Genomic DNA, 15,543 nt, shown 5'->3' with positions numbered 1-15,543 from the left:
TCACCGGCAGTGCAGATGAAGACCAGCCCGCCGGAGCGACGCACCGTCCGGCACACCCGCACCCGGCGCCCCGACAGGGGATGGAAGGGATGCGTGACAAGCAACGTCTCCTCAGAAATGCCACGAAGAGGGGCACTATGCCCTGCCCTCTGGGAGAGTGCCTGGGCCGAGTTCGTGCCCTTCCTCTCCTTCGACGTCGAGATCCGCAAGGTCATCTGCTCGACCAACGCCATCGAGAGCGTCAACGCCCGCATCCGCAAGGCCGTCCGGGCCCGCGGACACTTCCCGAACGAGGCTGCCGCCCTCAAGTGCGTCTACATGGCGCTCATGAGCCTCGACCCGACCGGCAAGGGCCGCAAGAGGTGGACCATGCGCTGGAAGGCCCCGCTGAACGCCTTCCAGATCGCCTTCGAAGGACGCCTGACCCCCGCCAACAACTAGAACTCGACAACCCAGATCAGCCGTTAAGTTGACACTCCCGTTACTGGAGGTCTCCGGGAGCCGTGGAGCGTCTGCTGATTCTGATTGGGTGATGCCGCTCGCGTGACGGTTGGGGGCACCAGAGCTCGCATCCTGGCGCGGAACGCCATCACCTGGAGAGGCAAGAGGGGAAGCGCGCTGCCCCCCCAGTCTCTGCCCGCGAGCGCCCAGTGATCCGGCGGAAGCGGCCCGCCGATGCCGATACGCCACCAGGTGTAGATGAGTTGCTGTTGGACGCCGGAGCGGAGCTGGATCCCAGTTCGGCAAAGGTCGTTCGCCCTGGTGGCCACGGGAACGCGGCGAGAGTAGAGGCTGCGGTGCTTGTTTCGGAGGGGACCGTGCACAGTCCCGCCGGTGCCTTGATAGCCCCTTTCCCCCTGTAGGCTGCGCCGACCGCGCAGCCCGTGACGATGCCAGCAGGCGCGGGCGGCCAGTCGCTTCCAAATCCAGTTCGCCTACGGCAGACGAGCAACGGCGGGAACGGACTGGATACCTGGCTCCTGACCATGTCAACGTAAATGGGTCCGGAAAAGCTACAGGTCAACGAAGGAATCATCGTCATGCGCGTCATCGCCGCAACCTTTGTGGTCCGGTCAACCGCCGACCGGTCGTGGAGGCTGTGGTTCGGCTCCGGCTAGGGGCCATCGGCATGCTGCGCGCCCAGGGCTGATCCGTCATCGGTGATCACGATGCCAACGTGCACTGCCAGAAACCGGTCGGTCCGGGGTGCGTCGATCGACCCGCAAAGCCCGCTACGACCAGCTGCGGCGTGTCACCGTCACGGGCGCCTGAGGATATTCCTGGCTGGATTGAGAGCCTCCGCAAGACGACCCCGTCCGAGGCCGCCGGTCCCTTGCGGCACGGATCAAGATCCCCGCAGGGTCAACGGCAGACTGCCCACTGGTTGGTGGTGGGGTGCCTGGTTATAGCGGCAATTCGCCGGTTAGCCAAACCGGCGTTCGTCCCCAAACTGGTTCTTGTCCGCACCGGTTGTGCTTGGCGGTGGAACCACGTGCGGATGCGGTGCCTGATGCCGGACGGCAAGAACGAGGAGGAACGAGCCCGGTATCCACGCCGCTGCTATCTCGGAGCAGAGAATTCCGCGTCGGCCATCATCCAGGCCCAGCAGCCTGACCTCCGTTCCGTTTCAGATGCTGTTTCGGCGTGCAGCGCCCCACACCGCTGCGCCGCGTGAGGAACCCCATGTGCCACTCCGCGATACCCCCCGACCCTTTTGGTTCACACGGCGAGGCCGCAGCCGGCCCCGCGCGGCTCGACGACGACCGCCCTAATCGCGGCGGACGGAGGAAGGCCGGCATGACGATCAACGTTCGTCGGGTCGGTCTGTTCTCAGGAGCTGCCGCTGCCGGGAGACGGGGCGCTGGGCTCCTTCGATTGCACCGCCTGCTGACCACCCGTGAAGAAAGGGAATTGAACTGTGCCCGAACCTATTGACGATCTGCTGACCATCCCCGAAGTCCTGGCACGGTTGGGCGGCAAGATTCATCGATCGAGCTTTCACCGCTGGCGTGCAACAGGGCGTGGCCCGCGTGCGACGCGCCTGCCCAACGGTCAGGTCCGCATCAGGTGCAGCGACCTCGAGCAGTGGCTCGACGGCCTTACCGGATGATTTCTTCTTCGTCAGCTATCGGGTTCGCAGATGCGGGCCCGAATCACTCTCGGCGCTTGATGGTGTGACTATTGCGAATCGCCAACGTGCAAGTCTGGACGACTCAAAACCGGAAGGGGCGACCGAAACCGTATCAGGTCCGTTGGGCTGTCGACGGTAAGCCCTTTTACGCCTCCTACCGTACTTCCGCGCACGCTGAGCTCTTCCGCGGCAATCTGATCGCCGCTGCAAACCGTGGTGAGCACTTCGACACCGAGACGGGCCTTCCCCTGTCGATGCAGCCGGAGCCGGAGGTGTTGACATGGTACGAATTCGCCCGCTTGTACGCCGAGATGAAATGGCCTGGAGCTGCGGCCAATACGAGGAAGAACACTGCTGCCGCGCTGGCGGGCGTAACAACGGCGCTGATCGTTGAATCCAGGAAAAGCGCGAAGGCGCCGGACGCGAAGGTGATCCGCCGGGCGTTGACGCATTGGGCCTTCCGGCCGGCGGAACGTAGTGAAGCGCCGACCGCCGACGTAGCGGCTGCTTTGGAATGGGTCGCTGATCATTCGCGGCCGGTATCGGATCTGAACGACCTCGACGTTGTGCGCCATGTTCTGCGGTGCATTGGTTTGCGCCTGGACGGAAGGGCCGCGCGTCCCAGCAGTTCGCAACGGATCCGAGCTGTGCTTCATAACGCGCTCGAGTACGCGGTGGAGAAGGGCGCCCTACCGCAAAACCCCATCGACAAGATCGGTTGGCGCGCCCCGCGCCTAACCCGTCAGGTGGATCCGCGGGTGGTCGTCAGCCCGCAGCAGGCCCGCGAACTCCTGACCGCGGTCACCTACGTCGGAACCTGGGAGCACCAGCGAGGACGCCTGTTGATGCCGTTCTTCGCCACCTTGTACTTTGCGGCCCTGCGGCCGGAAGAGGCTGTGGAACTGCGACTTCAGGACTGCGACCTTCCGGCGAAGGGAGCGGGGTTGCTTACCCTGAATGAGGTCAGCACGCGCGCGGGCTCGGCGTGGACGGACGACGGGCGCAAGCATGAGCAGCGGGGGCTGAAGCACCGGGCCCGGGGTGAGGTGCGGTTGGTGCCGATCTCGCCGGAGCTGGTGCGGATTCTGCGGGCGTACGTCGACGAGTTCGGCACGGCCGAGGGCGGCCGTCTGTTCCGTAGTCCTAACGGAGGGCGGCTGGATTCCACCCGCTACCTCGATGTCTGGCACAAAGCGCGGGGCTTGCCTTCCCGCCGGGCCTCGCGGCATCACCGCTTGCGCGCAGGCCCTACGACCTGCGGCACGCCGCGGTCTCGTTGTGGCTGAACTCCGGTGTCCCCGCCGCGGACGTGGCGGAGATGGCGGGCCATAGCGTGGCTGTCCTGCTGGATACCTACTACAAGTGCATCCACGGCCAGCGGGAGCAGATGGTCCAGCGCATCATCGACGCCCTTGGGCGGGACCCCGGGGCGCACTGAGAGGTGAGTGGTCTAGTCCATTTGGTCAAGTGGACTAGACCACACGCTCTTTCTGGCACACTATTGGCACACTAGCTGTGGGATGCAATGAAACGTAGGGGGACGCAGTGGGAACGAGTATTTGATTCGGGCTCCTGCTTTTTCCCTCGATGACGGGCCGTGCGCGGCCCGGTCCGCGTCGCGCGGAACGGCTTGACGCGGGCCGTCGGTCGTCGGCAAGGGCCCAGGTCAGCTGCCGATTTTCCGGAACAGCCCCTCCTGCATCACCGAGACCAGCAGCTTTCCTTCCCGGTCGTAGATCTGGCCGCGGGCCAGGCCGCGAGCGCCGGTCGCGATGGGGGACTCCTGCTGGTACAGGAACCACTCGTCGGCCCGGAAGGGGCGGTGGAACCACATGGCGTGGTCGAGGCTGGCCATGTCGAAGCCGCGCTGCCCCCACAGGGGCTCCACCGGTACCCGTACAGCGTCCAGCAGCGTCATGTCGCTGGCGTAGGTGACGGCGCAGGTGTGCACCAGCGGGTCGTCGCCGAGCGGGCCGACCGCGCGCATCCACACAGCGCTGCGCGGCTCGGCGGTCTCGATCTCGGCGGGAGTCCAGCGCAGCGGCTCGGCGTAGCGAATATCAAAAGCCTGCCGCCGGGCCATCCGCTCCAGCGGTTCAGGGAGTTCGCCCAGATGCTCGCGGATCTCGTCGTCGAGTTTCGGCAGGCCCTCCGGACCGGGCGTGGCGGGCATCGGCAATTGGTGCTCGAATCCAGGTTCCGGCTGATGGAAGGAGGCCGTCAGATTGAAGATGGTCCGGCCCTGCTGTATCGCCACCACCCGCCTGGTGGTGAACGACCGCCCGTCCCGGATCCGCTCGACCTGGTACACGATCGGCACTCCCGGGCGGCCCGGCCGCACGAAGTACGCGTGCAGTGAGTGCACCGGCCGCTGCCCGTCGGTGGTACGCCCGGCGGCGACCAGGGCCTGGCCCGCGACCTGCCCGCCGAACACCCGCTGCAGGAGTTCGTCGGGGCTCTGGCCGCGGTAGATGTTCTCCTCGATCTTCTCGAGGTCCAGCAGGTCCACCAGGCGTTCGGCGGGGTTGCTCATCGATCGTGCTCCTTCATTTGTGCTATCACAGGGTGCCCACATCCGTGAGACGGACCACGGCGCGGCCTTCCTCGTCGGAGGCCGCCAGGTCGATCTCGGCGGAGATGCCCCAGTCGTGGTCGCCGTTCGGATCGGCGAAGACCTGGCGGACCCTCCACAGACCGTGCTCCGGCTCCTCCTCGATCTGGAGCAGCTTGGGGCCGCGGGCGTCAGGGCCGGTGCCCAGCTCCGCGTACTCGTCCCAGTAGGCGTCCATCGCGTCGGCCCAGGTGTTGGCGTCCCAGCCGGCTTCGGAGTCGAGCTCGGCGAGCTCGCTGTACTTCTCCAGCGCGGCCAGCTCGACCCGGCGGAACATGGCGTTGCGCACCAGCACCCGGAAGGCACGGGCGTTGGCGGTGACCGGTTTGACCTGGTCGGCGCGCTCCTGGGCCTCCTCGGCGGTCATCACCTCCGGGTTGGCGAGCTGCTCCCACTCGTCCAGCAGGCTGGAGTCGACCTGGCGCACCAGCTCCCCGAGCCAGGCGATCAGGTCCTGGAGGTCCTCGGACTTCAGATCGTCCGGGACGGTGTGCTCAAGGGCCTTGTAGGCACTGGCGAGGTAGCGCAGGACAATGCCCTCGGTGCGGGCGAGCTCGTAGTGCGAGGTGAACTCGCTGAAGGTCATGGCCCGTTCGTACATGTCGCGGACGACTGACTTGGGGGAGAGCGGATGGTCTCCGACCCACGGGTGGCTCTTGCGGTAGACGCCGTACGCGTGGAAGAGGAGCTCCTCCAGGGGCTTGGCGTAGGAGATGTCCTGCAGCCGCTCCATCCGCTCCTCGTACTCGATGCCGTCGGACTTCATCGCTGCCACGGCCTCACCCCGTGCCTTGTTCTGCTGGGCGGCGAGGATCTGCCGGGGGTCGTCGAGAGTGGACTCCACGACGGAGACCATGTCGAGCGCGTACGACGGCGACTCCTGATCGAGGAGTTCGAACGCGGCCAGCGCGAAGGTGGACAGCGGCTGGTTGAGCGCGAAGTCGGACTGCAGATCTACCGTCAGCCGGACGATCCTGCCCTCCTCGTCGGGTTGGTCGAGGCGCTCCACGACGCCGCCCGCGAGCAGCGAGCGGTAGATGGCGATGGCCCGGCGGATGTGCCGCAGCTGCGCACGGCGGTCCTCGTGGTTGTCCTCCAGCAGGTGCCGCATCGCGTGGAAGGCGTTGCCGGGCCGGGCGATGACCGACAGCAGCATCGCGTGGGTGACCCGGAACCGCGAGGTGAGCGGCTCGGGGTCGGAGGCGATCAGCTTGTCGAATGTGCTCTCGCTCCAGCCGACGAACCCCTCGGGGGCCTTCTTACGGACCACCTTGCGACGCTTCTTCGGGTCGTCCCCCGCCTTGGCGAGAGCCTTCTCGTTCTCGATGACATGCTCGGGCGCCTGCGCGACAACCAGCCCGGAGGTGTCGAACCCGGCCCGACCGGCGCGCCCCGCGATCTGGTGGAACTCACGCGACCGCAGCACCCGCACCCGGTTGCCGTCGTACTTCGCCAGGGCAGTGAACAGCACGGTGCGGATCGGCACGTTGACGCCCACGCCGAGAGTGTCGGTGCCGCAGATGACCTTCAGCAGCCCGGCCTGCGCGAGCTTCTCCACCAGCCGCCGGTACTTCGGCAGCATTCCGGCGTGGTGCACGCCGATGCCGTGCCGGACGTAACGCGAAAGATTGCGGCCAAACTTAGTGGTGAAACGGAAGTTGCCGATGAGTTCCGCGATGGCGTCCTTCTCCGCGCGGGTGCACATGTTGATGCTCATCAGTGCCTGGGCCCGCTCCACCGCCGCTGCCTGGGTGAAGTGCACGATGTAGACCGGCGACTGCCTGGTCTCCAGCAACTCCGTCAGCGTCTCGGTGAGCGGCGTCAGCCGGTACTCGTAACTCAGCGGCACCGGCCGGGTCGCGGACCGGACCACAGTGGTCGGCCGGCCGGTGCGGCGGGTCAGGTCCGCCTCGAAGCGGCTGACGTCACCGAGGGTCGCGGACATCAGCAGGAACTGCGCCTGCGGCAGTTCGAGCAGCGGGATCTGCCAGGCCCATCCGCGGTCCGGCTCCGCGTAGAAGTGGAACTCGTCCATGACGACCTGGCCGACATCGGCGTTCCTGCCGTCCCGGAGCGCGATGGACGCGAGCACCTCCGCGGTGCAGCAGATGACGGGCGCGTCCGGGTTCACCGAGGCGTCGCCGGTGAGCATCCCGACATTCTCGGTGCCGAACATCTTGCACAGGTCGAAGAACTTCTCCGAGACCAGCGCCTTGATCGGAGCGGTGTAGAAGGTGACCTCGTCCCGGGCCAGCGCGGCGAAGTGCGCACCTGCCGCGACCAGGCTCTTTCCCGATCCCGTCGGGGTCGAAAGGATCACGTTCGCCCCCGAGACCACCTCGATCAGCGCCTCCTCCTGAGCGGGGTAGAGCGTGATGCCCCGGTCCTCCGTCCAACTGGCGAAGGCTTCGAAAAGGGCATCTGGGTCGGGCTCGGAAGGCAGCTGATCGATGAGGGTCACCCCACCATCTTGCCTGCCTTACGGCCCCGGAGCGGAACCGGCGGCAAGGATGGTGATCATTCGACGGTAGGGTGTGCCCGCGATCACGCGTCAACCCCGCCTATCGGCGGGTCGGAAGGGGCGGGGCAAGACCATGATGGGACCGGCGCACTCACTCTCCGGAGCAGCGGCATGGCTGGGGGTGGGAGCGGCAGCGGCCGCGCTGAACCACCCGATGCCCTGGCCGACGCTCGTGGTCGGCGCCCTTATCTGCGCGGGTGCCGCACTCGCCCCCGACCTCGACCACAAGGCCGCGACGATCTCCCGCGCCTTCGGGCCGATATCCCGGACGCTGTGCGAGGTCACCGACAAGATCTCCTACGCCACCTACAAGGCGACCCGCAAGGCCGGTGACCCGCGCCGTTCCGGGGGTCACCGCACCCTCACCCACACCTGGGTGTGGGCCGTGCTGCTCGGCACCGGGGCCTCGGCGATCGCCTGGTTCGGCGGCCGCTGGGGAGTGCTGGCCATCCTCTTCATCCACCTCGTGCTGGCCGTCGAGGGACTGCTGTGGCGGCAGGCCCGGATGTCCAGCGACGTGCTGGTCTGGCTGCTCGGAGCGACCGGCGCCTGGATGCTGGCCGACGCGCTGGACTCGTCGAACGGCAAGGGCTGGCTGTTCACCCATCCCGGCCAGCAGTATCTGTGGATAGGGCTGCCGATTGTCCTCGGCTCGATCGTGCACTGCCTCGGCGACGCCCTGACCGTCTCGGGGTGCCCGGTGCTCTGGCCCATTCCGATAGGGCGCAGGCGGTGGTACCCGATCGGGCCGCCGAAGCCGATGCGCTTCCGGGCCGGCAGCTGGGTCGAGATCAAGGTGCTGACCCCGGTCTTCTTCGCCGCCGGCGGGCTGGCCGCGTTGGGTGCCCTCGGCGTGTTCGGCGGCTGAGGCGGCGGGGAGTTGGCGGCGGGGGCGCCTGCGGCGGCCTTCCCCCAGCCCGGCCCTTCCCGAAACCGGGGCTCTGCCCCGGGCCCCTGCGTGCATGTGCGGGGCGGTGGCCGGTGTTGTGCCCACCCTCCCCCCAGGTATCTCCCCCGGCCGAAGGCCGGGGGAGATACCTGGGGGGAGGACCAACCCCCGTGCTAGCCGTGCCAGGAGCGCCACAGGGCCGCGTACGCGCCATCGGCGGCGACCAGTTGGTCGTGGCTGCCGTACTCGCTGATCCGGCCGTCCTCGACCACCGCGATCACATCCGCGTCGTGTGCGGTGTGCAGGCGGTGGGCGATCGCGACCACCGTCCGCCCGTCGAGCACCCGCGCGAGGGACCGCTCCAGATGGCGGGCGGCACGCGGGTCGAGGAGCGAGGTGGCCTCGTCGAGGACGAGGGTGTGCGGGTCGGCCAGGACAAGGCGGGCGAGCGCGATCTGCTGCGCCTGGGCCGGGGTGAGCGCGGTGCCGCCGGAGCCGACCTCGGTGTCGAGCCCGTCGCCGAGGGCGCTGGCCCAGCTGTCGGCGTCGACCGCTCGCAGGGCGTCCCACAGCTGGGTGTCGTCCGCCCCTGTCCTGGCGAGCTGAAGGTTGTCGCGGAGCGTGCCGACGAATACGTGGTGCTCCTGGTTGACCAGCGCCACATGCTCGCGGACCCGCTCCGCGGGCATCCTGGCCAGCTCGGCCCCGCCGAGGGTGACCTCGCCGGCCCGGGGCGCGTAGATCCCGGCCAGCAGCCGCCCGAGCGTCGACTTGCCGGCGCCGGAGGGGCCGACGAGCGCCAGCCGGGTGCCCGGACGGACCCGCAGCGACACCCCGTGCAGCACATCGCTGCCCGCCCGGTACCCGAAGCGCACACCGTCGGCGCGCACATCGCGGCCGTCCGGGACGAGCTGCTCGTCCGAGCCCCCGGTCGCGACCTCGCGGACGCCGACCAGTCGCGCCAGCGACACCTGGGCCACCTGTAGCTCGTCGTACCAGCGCAGGATGAGGTTGACCGGGTCGACGAGCATCTGCGCGTACAGCGCGCTGGTCGTCAGCTCGCCGACGGAAATCCAGCCCTTCAGCGCGAACACCCCGCCGAACATCAGCACCGCCCCGACGATCAGGGTGTGCGTGAGGTTGATCGCCGGGAAGAGCACACTGCGCAGCCACAGCGTGTAGCGCTCCCACGCCACCCACTCGCGGATCCGGGTCCGGGACAGCTCCTCGCGGCGCCCGCCGAGCCGGTGTGCCTCGATGGTGCGCCCGGCGTCGACCGACTCGGCGAGCACTGCCGCCACCGCCGCGTATCCGGCGGCCTCGGAGCGGTACGCCTGCGGGGCACGCCGGAAGTACCAGCGGCAGACGACCACCAGTAGCGGCACCGCCACCAGCACCGCGGGGGCCAGCGGCGGCGCGGTCACGGCGATCGCGCCGAGCAGCAGCCCGCCCCACACCACCGCGATCGCCAGCTGCGGCACCGCCTCGCGCATCGCGTTCGCCAGCCGGTCGATGTCGGTGGTGATCCGGGACAGCAGGTCGCCGGTCCCGGCGCGTTCCAGCACGCCCGGCGGCAGCCCGACCGACCGTATGAGGAAGTCCTCGCGCAGATCGGCCAGCATTCGCTCGCCGAGGATCGCGCCGCGCAGCCGTACCAGCCGTGTGAAGACCGCCTGCACGGCGAGCGCGGCGAGGAACAGCCCCACCACCGGCCCCAGATGGATCTGCCGGACGCCGTCCGACAGATCCTGCACCAGCCGGCCCAGCAGATACGGGCCGACCATCGAGGCGATGACCGCGACCGAGTTGACGGTGACGAGTACCACGAACGCGCCGCGGTGCCGCCGGGCGAGCTCGCCGATGTAGGCACGTACTGTGGCCGGCGAGCCGACCGGCAGGGTGGTGCTCTGCTGCGGCGCGGCCGGATCGTATTGCGGCGGCTTCACGCCGATCATGCGGACTCCTCGACTGGCTTGAGCTCGTATCCGGTCTCACGGGTCACCACGGCGCGGTAGCCGAGGTGGGTGCGGAGCAGTTCCTGGTGCGTGCCGGCGACGGCCGTCGAACCGCCGTCGACGAACACCACCCGGTCGGCCCGGTCCAGGATCAGCGGGCTGGAGGCGAAGACCACCGTGGTGCGGCCGTCCCGCAGAGCCTTGACCCCGTGCGCGATCCGCGCCTCGGTGTGCGAGTCCACGGCGCTCGTCGGCTCGTCGAGGACCAGCACCTGCGGATCCGCGACCAGCGAGCGGGCCAGCGCCAGCCGCTGCCGCTGCCCGCCGGACAGCGACCGCCCGCGCTCGGTGATCCGGGTCCTCATCGGGTCTCCCGAATCATCGACGGACGCCTGCGCGAGCGCGTCGAGGACATCCCCGCACTGGGCCGCGGCCAGCGCCGCCGTCGGCGGGACGTTTCCGGAGGAGGACACATCCAACAGCTCGTGCAGTGTTCCGGACAGCAGCACCGGGTCCTTGTCCTGTACGAGTACGGCGGTCCGCGCCACGTCCAGCGGCAGCCCGTCCAGAGGCGCCCCGCCCAGCAGCACCGACGGATCGCCGTCGGCCCGCCCGGGGCTGTGGCCGCCCAGCCGGTCGGCGAGCCGGCCCGCCGCGTCCGGGTCACCGCACACCACCGCCGTCAGCAGCCCTGCGGGGGCCAGCAGCCCGGTCGCCGGGTCGTACAGGTCCCCGCTCGGCAGCGGGCGGTCGTCGCTGTCCTGTACGGAGTCGGCGCCGCGCTCCAGCGACAGGACCCGTGCCGCGCGCTTGGCCGAGGGCCGGGAGAAGGAATAGGCCATGGCGATCTCCTCGAAGTTCCGCAAGGGGAACATCAGGAAGCCCACCGACCCGTAGACCGTCACCAGTTCGCCGACCGTGATCCGGCCGTCGAGCGCCAGCCGTGCCCCGTACCAGGCCACCCCGACAAGCAGCAGCCCCGGCAGCGCCACCTGTACGGCGCTGATCAGCGCCCACATCCGGGCACTGCGCACCGCCGCCGTACGGACCTCCTGCGAGGCGCGCCGATAGCGGGCCAGGAACAGCTCCTCGCCGCCGATTCCGCGCAGCACGCGCAGCCCCGCCACCGTGTCGCAGGCCAGTTCGGTGGCCTTGCCCGCCTTGTGCCGCTGCTCGTCCGCCCGCCGGGTCGCGTGCGGCAGCAGCGGCAGCACGGCGAGCGCGAGCACCGGGATGGCGACCGCCACCAGGACCCCCAGCGCGGGCTGGTAGACGACCAGCGCGACCGCGACGCCGATGGTCGCGACGGAGGCGGAGGTGAAGCGCGCCAGCGACTCCACGAACCAGCCGATCTTCTCGACGTCGCCCGTGCTCACCGCGACCACCTCGCCGGCCGCCACCCGGCGGGTCAGCACCGAGCCCAGCTCGACGGTCTTGCGGGCGAGCAGCAGCTGCACCCGGGCCGCCGCGGTGATCCAGTTGGTGACGGAGGTGCGGTGCAGCATCGTGTCACCGACCGCGGTCAGGACGCCCAGCGTCAGCATCAGCCCCCCGGCCGCCGCCAGCCGGTCGCCCGAGTGGTCGACGACGGCCTGCACCGCCAGACCGACGGCCGCCGGGAAGGAAGCGACGGCCGCCATGTGGAGCGATCCCCACAGGGCGGCCGTGATCTGCCCGCGTATCTGACATTTCTCCAGCCAGAGCAGGAAACGGAAACCGGACCGGGCATCGGGGACGCCGGGGTCGGTGTGAGGCAGAGCACTAAGCGACATGACGTCCCGTAATGAGCGCTGGGGGCGGGTGGAAGGCGACGTGCAAGAGTCGCGTCAGCCAGGCCCCGAATTCAACCGGTTTTTCCCGCTGCCGAACGGAACGCGCCAACGCCGGCCGCTCGCGCGTACTGCGGGAATGCGAAGATGGGGCCGTTATGGTCAAGACGACTGGGACTCTCCGAACGGCGGCGACAGCCGCAGGGCTGCTGCTGGCCGGGTGCGGCTCCGCGACGGTGAACGGCCGAGCCGGTTCCGGCGAGGGGGAGGACAGGACGGGCCGGGGGGCAGCCGCCTCTTCCGCCTCCCCGGCCTCGGAGAGCCGTGAGATCCCCGGCGTCGGAGCCGCGCTGATTGGCCGGATACCGAGTAATTCACGCCAAGTTGTGGCCGTCTACGGCAAGAGGGCTTCCTCCGCCGACTCTGTCGTCGTCCTCTACACCAAGCACGGCTCGACCTGGAGGCGTGAGCGCGGCTGGGCGGCCCACAACGGCAAGCGCGGCTGGACCACCGACCATCACGAGGACGACAAGAAGAGCCCGGTGGGTGTCTTCACCCTCTCCGACGCGGGCGGCGTACTGGCCGACCCGGGATCCAAGCTCCCCTACCACCGGTCCGCTTCCTTCACCGCCCCGCGCTCCTGGGCCAGGAGCCACTGGCACGACTTCGACCTGGTCATCGCCATCGACTACAACCGCGTCAGGGGCACCGCACCCAACGACCCCACCCGCCCGGAGGGCGAGGCCAAGGGCGGCGGCATCTGGCTCCACATGGACCACGGCAGCGGTACCTCGGCCTGCGTCAGCCAGTCCAGGGCCGACATGGAGTACCTGCTGCGGACCCTGGAGCCGGCCCTGCATCCGGTGATCGTCATGGGGGACAGGACGGATCTGGAAGCCGGAACCTCCGGTAACCGTCCGGGCACTCTGGCGGTCAACGCCGCCGCACGCTTCATCTGGTGACCGGAGGATGCCCCGGCCTTCAGGCCGGGGAGGAATCCGGCTTCCTGCGGAGCGGGGCAGAGGTGGCCGAATCGTCTGCGGGCGATTCGGCGTTCGCCGCGGGAGTGCTGAGGGCGACCTCAAGCAAGTGCAGGATCTCGGAGTTGATGGACCGCCGGTCGGTGCGTGCGCGATCGGTCAGTTGTTGGTGCAGGTCGTCGGGAAGGCGGAGAGCGAAGCGAATCATGACGCTAGGATGACATCATGACGACATCGAAAGAAGTCGGGGACACCGGGCACGCCCGGTATGTCTTTCGGCTCCGCGTGTCGTCCACCGGGCTTGCGGCACTGCTGGGGGAATGGGACCGGTGTCGCTGGGTGTGGAACCAGTGCGTCGCGGAGTCCCGTGCCGCGCACAAGGCTGGGGAGGAATGCGGCCCGGCCCGGCTGGACAAGAAGCTGACCGGCTGGCGCGCCGAGCACGAGTGGCTGCGGCAGGGCGGCAGCGTGCCGCAGCAGCAGATCATCCGGGATTTCGCCAAGTCCCGCGCCAAGGCCGTGAAAGACATCAAGGCCCGGCTGCCGGTCAGGCGGCGGGCGGGGATGCCGAGGTTCAAGAAGAAGGACCTGAGCAACCCGACGCTGAACTACACGCGGCGTGGCTTCCGCCTCAGGGACGGCCGTCTATGCCTGGCCGGGGGCATTGTCATGACGGTGGTGTGGTCGCGGGAGCTTCCCGCGGACCCTACGAGCGTGCGGATCTACCGCGACAGCCTCGGCCACTGGTACGCCTCCTTCGTTGTCAAGACCGAAGCTTGGCCGCTGCCCGGGACCGGGCGGTGCATCGGGATCGACTGGGGTGTGAAGGAGACCGCGACCACCACCAGCGACACCCACGACCTGCCCCATGCCCAGCACGGCAAGAAGGCCGCCGGGAAGCTGGCCGGGTATCAGCGGATGATGGCGCGGCGGAAACCAAAGCGCGGTCAGGCCGCATCAAAGGGCTACTGGAAGGCGAAGCGGCAGGGGGGTGACCTCACCCGACTCCCATGCAGCGTGGGAGTCGGGGCACATCGACTTCTGGAACCGCCTGTGATCGCGCCTTCACCTTGCGATTCATGCAGGTCAGCATCGTCTCCATGGAAAAACCGAAACTTGCCCCCGTGGCCCGGGTATCCGTCGTGCTGTACGTGCGCACCACGCACTGGAGCTACGTTGAGGCGTTCCTCCGCGAGGTCCGGCGGTACGCCGAGTGCCGCCACTGGGATGTGGCCGCCGCTTTCGCCGACACTCACCTGCCTGACGTTCTCGACGATAGGCCCGGTTGGCGTGAGGCACAGGAACTGGTGACGGTTCGCCGCGCGGCGGGCATTGTGACCCGCTATCGGTCGATGGCTGTCTCGGAGTATGAGTATCCGCAGCTGGAGCATTGGCTGGCCGAGCAGGGTGCCTTCCTGACCTGCACGCGGCAAGGCGACTTGGCGGGCGCGTCATGACGGCAACGACGACCAGATCGGTCGAGTGGCTCGCCTCTACCCACCCCAACCCACCGGAGGCACACGCCGGCTGGTACAGGCGACAGACCGTCCTGTTCCCCGCCGGCCACGTCTGGGACGCCGTCGAGCTCCCCGCGACCACCGACAGCACCGCGGGACAGGCCGCATTGCATGAGCTGGGCATCAGCGGACCCGTCGCACACGACCCGCGTCAGCGCATCTACTACGTCCTCGTACCTGCCGGGACCGCCGCCCGCTGGTCCCTGCCCGGGACCCAGTGTCTCGGGAACAGCGGTGACCGTGACCGCTCCGACTGCTGGGTTGGGCTGCCCAGCCCTGCCCGCGTGGCCGGTCCGGGCCAGCACTGGGCCATCCCGCCGGACGGCACCGGTCGGCTCACGAACCCGGAGGAACTGCGCGCCGCGCTCGTCGCACACGCCGCCACCGGCACGCAGCGACAGAACGGTGGCGGCCGATGACCACACTTCCGAAGTTCGAGACGGCCACCCCGCGCCTCACCAGCGCGGTCATCGACGAGGCCATGGCCGGCGGACCGCCAAAGCGCATTGAGGACCTGGAGCGTTTCAACGCTGAACTTCGCGCCCACATCGAGGCGCTGCTGCCTCAGGCCGAAAGGTCCGTTGACGCGCTCTGGCGTGGTGACGTCGTGTGGAGCCGGCGCCGCACCGATCTTGACGCCATCAAGAGGCTGCTAGAAAACGACCTTGGCAATGGGCTCCAGTCGGCCACCCATCACGTCCAGAGCCTCGCCCGCGTCTGCCGCAGGCTCCTCAGCTATACCGGGGGAGACCAGTGAGCGGTTCCCTCGACTTCCACAATCCAGCAGCTCAACGGGGGACAGTTGCACGGCTGGGCATGCTGCCTCTGCGGAAGCGGGCATGGCCGGTGTCCCGGGCTCCGCGTTCCTGGCGCTGTCCGCCACCGCGTCCAGCCTCTCGGTGTCATCCCGGCCGGCGCGGTCGCGCTGCTGCTGGGCGCCGACCGGAGCATGGACCCGATGCGGGTCGTCACCAATCTGCTGGGCGACCGCGTGGCCGTCTTCGTCGTATCACGCTGGAGGGCGCGCTCGATGTGCCGCTGGCGAAGCGGGTGATGGCGGGGGAGCCGGACGCGGAAGCTGACGTTCCGGACAATGAAACCGCGAAGCAAGCTGTTTCCGCAAGTCGTTGAAATATCTTCCACCGCGCCTCTTGCGCAGTGCCCGCCCAC

The 15,543-nt window shown here is 68.8% G+C and carries 13 protein-coding genes and 2 pseudogenes; 10 read left to right on the top strand and 5 right to left on the bottom strand.

Going from position 1 to position 15,543, the window contains the following annotated elements; genetic code table 11:
• The 3 genes from FCI23_RS60450 to FCI23_RS60445 all read left to right on the top strand — a co-directional run.
• The coding region (locus FCI23_RS60450) for a transposase (protein WP_246144309.1) at nucleotides 1-441 on the top strand (441 nt) is incomplete at its 5' end.
• 1,477 nt (nucleotides 442-1,918) lie between these two features.
• On the top strand, nucleotides 1,919-2,110 hold the full coding sequence (locus FCI23_RS33775; protein WP_136727915.1) for a helix-turn-helix transcriptional regulator: 192 nt from the start codon (nucleotides 1,919-1,921) through the stop codon (nucleotides 2,108-2,110).
• Nucleotides 2,111-2,181: 71 nt separating this feature from the next.
• Complete coding sequence (locus FCI23_RS60445; protein ID WP_246144308.1) at nucleotides 2,182-3,417, top strand: tyrosine-type recombinase/integrase; 1,236 nt, start codon at nucleotides 2,182-2,184, stop codon at nucleotides 3,415-3,417.
• 380 nt (nucleotides 3,418-3,797) lie between these two features.
• Here FCI23_RS60445 and FCI23_RS33765 read toward each other — a convergent pair whose 3' ends face one another.
• Nucleotides 3,798-4,664 carry an acyl-CoA thioesterase gene (locus tag FCI23_RS33765; RefSeq protein WP_136727913.1) on the bottom strand — a complete coding sequence of 289 codons (867 nt, stop codon included), beginning with the start codon at nucleotides 4,662-4,664 and terminating at the stop codon, nucleotides 3,798-3,800.
• 25 nt (nucleotides 4,665-4,689) lie between these two features.
• Nucleotides 4,690-7,203: a DEAD/DEAH box helicase gene (locus FCI23_RS33760; protein ID WP_136727911.1), complete on the bottom strand. Its 2,514-nt coding sequence runs from the start codon at nucleotides 7,201-7,203 to the stop codon at nucleotides 4,690-4,692.
• 133 nt (nucleotides 7,204-7,336) lie between these two features.
• Between FCI23_RS33760 and FCI23_RS33755 the strand changes: the two genes are divergently transcribed.
• On the top strand, nucleotides 7,337-8,131 hold the full coding sequence (locus FCI23_RS33755) for a metal-dependent hydrolase (RefSeq protein WP_136727909.1): 795 nt from the start codon (nucleotides 7,337-7,339) through the stop codon (nucleotides 8,129-8,131).
• Nucleotides 8,132-8,325: 194 nt separating this feature from the next.
• Here the strand turns inward: FCI23_RS33755 and FCI23_RS33750 are convergent, their stop codons facing one another.
• Both FCI23_RS33750 and FCI23_RS33745 read right to left on the bottom strand, forming a co-directional pair.
• The gene (locus tag FCI23_RS33750) at nucleotides 8,326-10,107 is read right to left on the bottom strand and encodes an ABC transporter ATP-binding protein (RefSeq protein ID WP_136727907.1); all 1,782 of its coding nucleotides are present in this window, start codon (nucleotides 10,105-10,107) and stop codon (nucleotides 8,326-8,328) included.
• A complete protein-coding gene (locus FCI23_RS33745; RefSeq protein ID WP_136727906.1) occupies nucleotides 10,104-11,879 on the bottom strand; it encodes an ABC transporter transmembrane domain-containing protein in 1,776 nt (591 codons plus the stop codon). The genes FCI23_RS33750 and FCI23_RS33745 overlap by 4 nt, the downstream gene beginning before the upstream one ends.
• Before the next feature lie 155 nt (nucleotides 11,880-12,034).
• Here FCI23_RS33745 and FCI23_RS33740 point away from each other — a divergent pair, with 155 nt between their 5' ends.
• Nucleotides 12,035-12,838, top strand: a complete 804-nt coding sequence (locus FCI23_RS33740; RefSeq protein WP_246144306.1) for a hypothetical protein — start codon at nucleotides 12,035-12,037, stop codon at nucleotides 12,836-12,838.
• A 19-nt stretch (nucleotides 12,839-12,857) separates the two neighbouring features.
• Here FCI23_RS33740 and FCI23_RS63205 read toward each other — a convergent pair whose 3' ends face one another.
• Nucleotides 12,858-13,064 (bottom strand): Arc family DNA-binding protein, encoded by a 207-nt coding sequence (locus tag FCI23_RS63205; RefSeq protein ID WP_136727904.1) that lies wholly within the window; start codon nucleotides 13,062-13,064, stop codon nucleotides 12,858-12,860.
• Between the two features lie 17 nt (nucleotides 13,065-13,081).
• Here FCI23_RS63205 and FCI23_RS60435 point away from each other — a divergent pair.
• The 5 genes and pseudogenes from FCI23_RS60435 to FCI23_RS60430 form a co-directional block, all read left to right on the top strand.
• Nucleotides 13,082-13,843: pseudogene (locus FCI23_RS60435) on the top strand (RNA-guided endonuclease InsQ/TnpB family protein); the annotation flags it as partial.
• Between the two features lie 92 nt (nucleotides 13,844-13,935).
• Complete coding sequence (locus FCI23_RS33725; RefSeq protein WP_136727902.1) at nucleotides 13,936-14,313, top strand: hypothetical protein; 378 nt, start codon at nucleotides 13,936-13,938, stop codon at nucleotides 14,311-14,313.
• A complete protein-coding gene (locus tag FCI23_RS33720; protein ID WP_136727901.1) occupies nucleotides 14,310-14,792 on the top strand; it encodes a hypothetical protein in 483 nt (160 codons plus the stop codon). The genes FCI23_RS33725 and FCI23_RS33720 overlap by 4 nt, the downstream gene beginning before the upstream one ends.
• Complete coding sequence (locus tag FCI23_RS33715) at nucleotides 14,789-15,130, top strand: DUF6415 family natural product biosynthesis protein (RefSeq protein ID WP_136727899.1); 342 nt, start codon at nucleotides 14,789-14,791, stop codon at nucleotides 15,128-15,130. Before FCI23_RS33720 ends, FCI23_RS33715 begins: the two co-directional genes overlap by 4 nt.
• A gap of 79 nt (nucleotides 15,131-15,209) precedes the next feature.
• Nucleotides 15,210-15,504: pseudogene (locus FCI23_RS60430) on the top strand (cation:dicarboxylate symporter family transporter); the annotation flags it as partial.
• Nucleotides 15,505-15,543 lie beyond the last annotated feature (39 nt).

Source organism: Actinacidiphila oryziradicis (assembly GCF_005047355.1).
In the GTDB taxonomy this organism is placed as follows: domain Bacteria; phylum Actinomycetota; class Actinomycetes; order Streptomycetales; family Streptomycetaceae; genus Actinacidiphila; species Actinacidiphila oryziradicis.
The sequence above is the reverse complement of the archived record's forward strand: the minus strand, read 5'-3'. Positions and strand labels throughout refer to the sequence as shown.

Coding starts and splice junctions, on each gene's coding strand:
- FCI23_RS33715 (WP_136727899.1), top strand. CDS start 14,789: ATGACCACACTTCCGAAGTTCGAGACGGCCACCCCGCGCCTCACCAGC.
- FCI23_RS33765 (WP_136727913.1), bottom strand. CDS start 4,664: ATGAGCAACCCCGCCGAACGCCTGGTGGACCTGCTGGACCTCGAGAAG.
- FCI23_RS63205 (WP_136727904.1), bottom strand. CDS start 13,064: ATGATTCGCTTCGCTCTCCGCCTTCCCGACGACCTGCACCAACAACTG.
- FCI23_RS33745 (WP_136727906.1), bottom strand. CDS start 11,879: ATGTCGCTTAGTGCTCTGCCTCACACCGACCCCGGCGTCCCCGATGCC.
- FCI23_RS33750 (WP_136727907.1), bottom strand. CDS start 10,107: ATGATCGGCGTGAAGCCGCCGCAATACGATCCGGCCGCGCCGCAGCAG.
- FCI23_RS33740 (WP_246144306.1), top strand. CDS start 12,035: ATGGTCAAGACGACTGGGACTCTCCGAACGGCGGCGACAGCCGCAGGG.
- FCI23_RS33755 (WP_136727909.1), top strand. CDS start 7,337: ATGATGGGACCGGCGCACTCACTCTCCGGAGCAGCGGCATGGCTGGGG.
- FCI23_RS33725 (WP_136727902.1), top strand. CDS start 13,936: ATGCAGGTCAGCATCGTCTCCATGGAAAAACCGAAACTTGCCCCCGTG.
- FCI23_RS33720 (WP_136727901.1), top strand. CDS start 14,310: ATGACGGCAACGACGACCAGATCGGTCGAGTGGCTCGCCTCTACCCAC.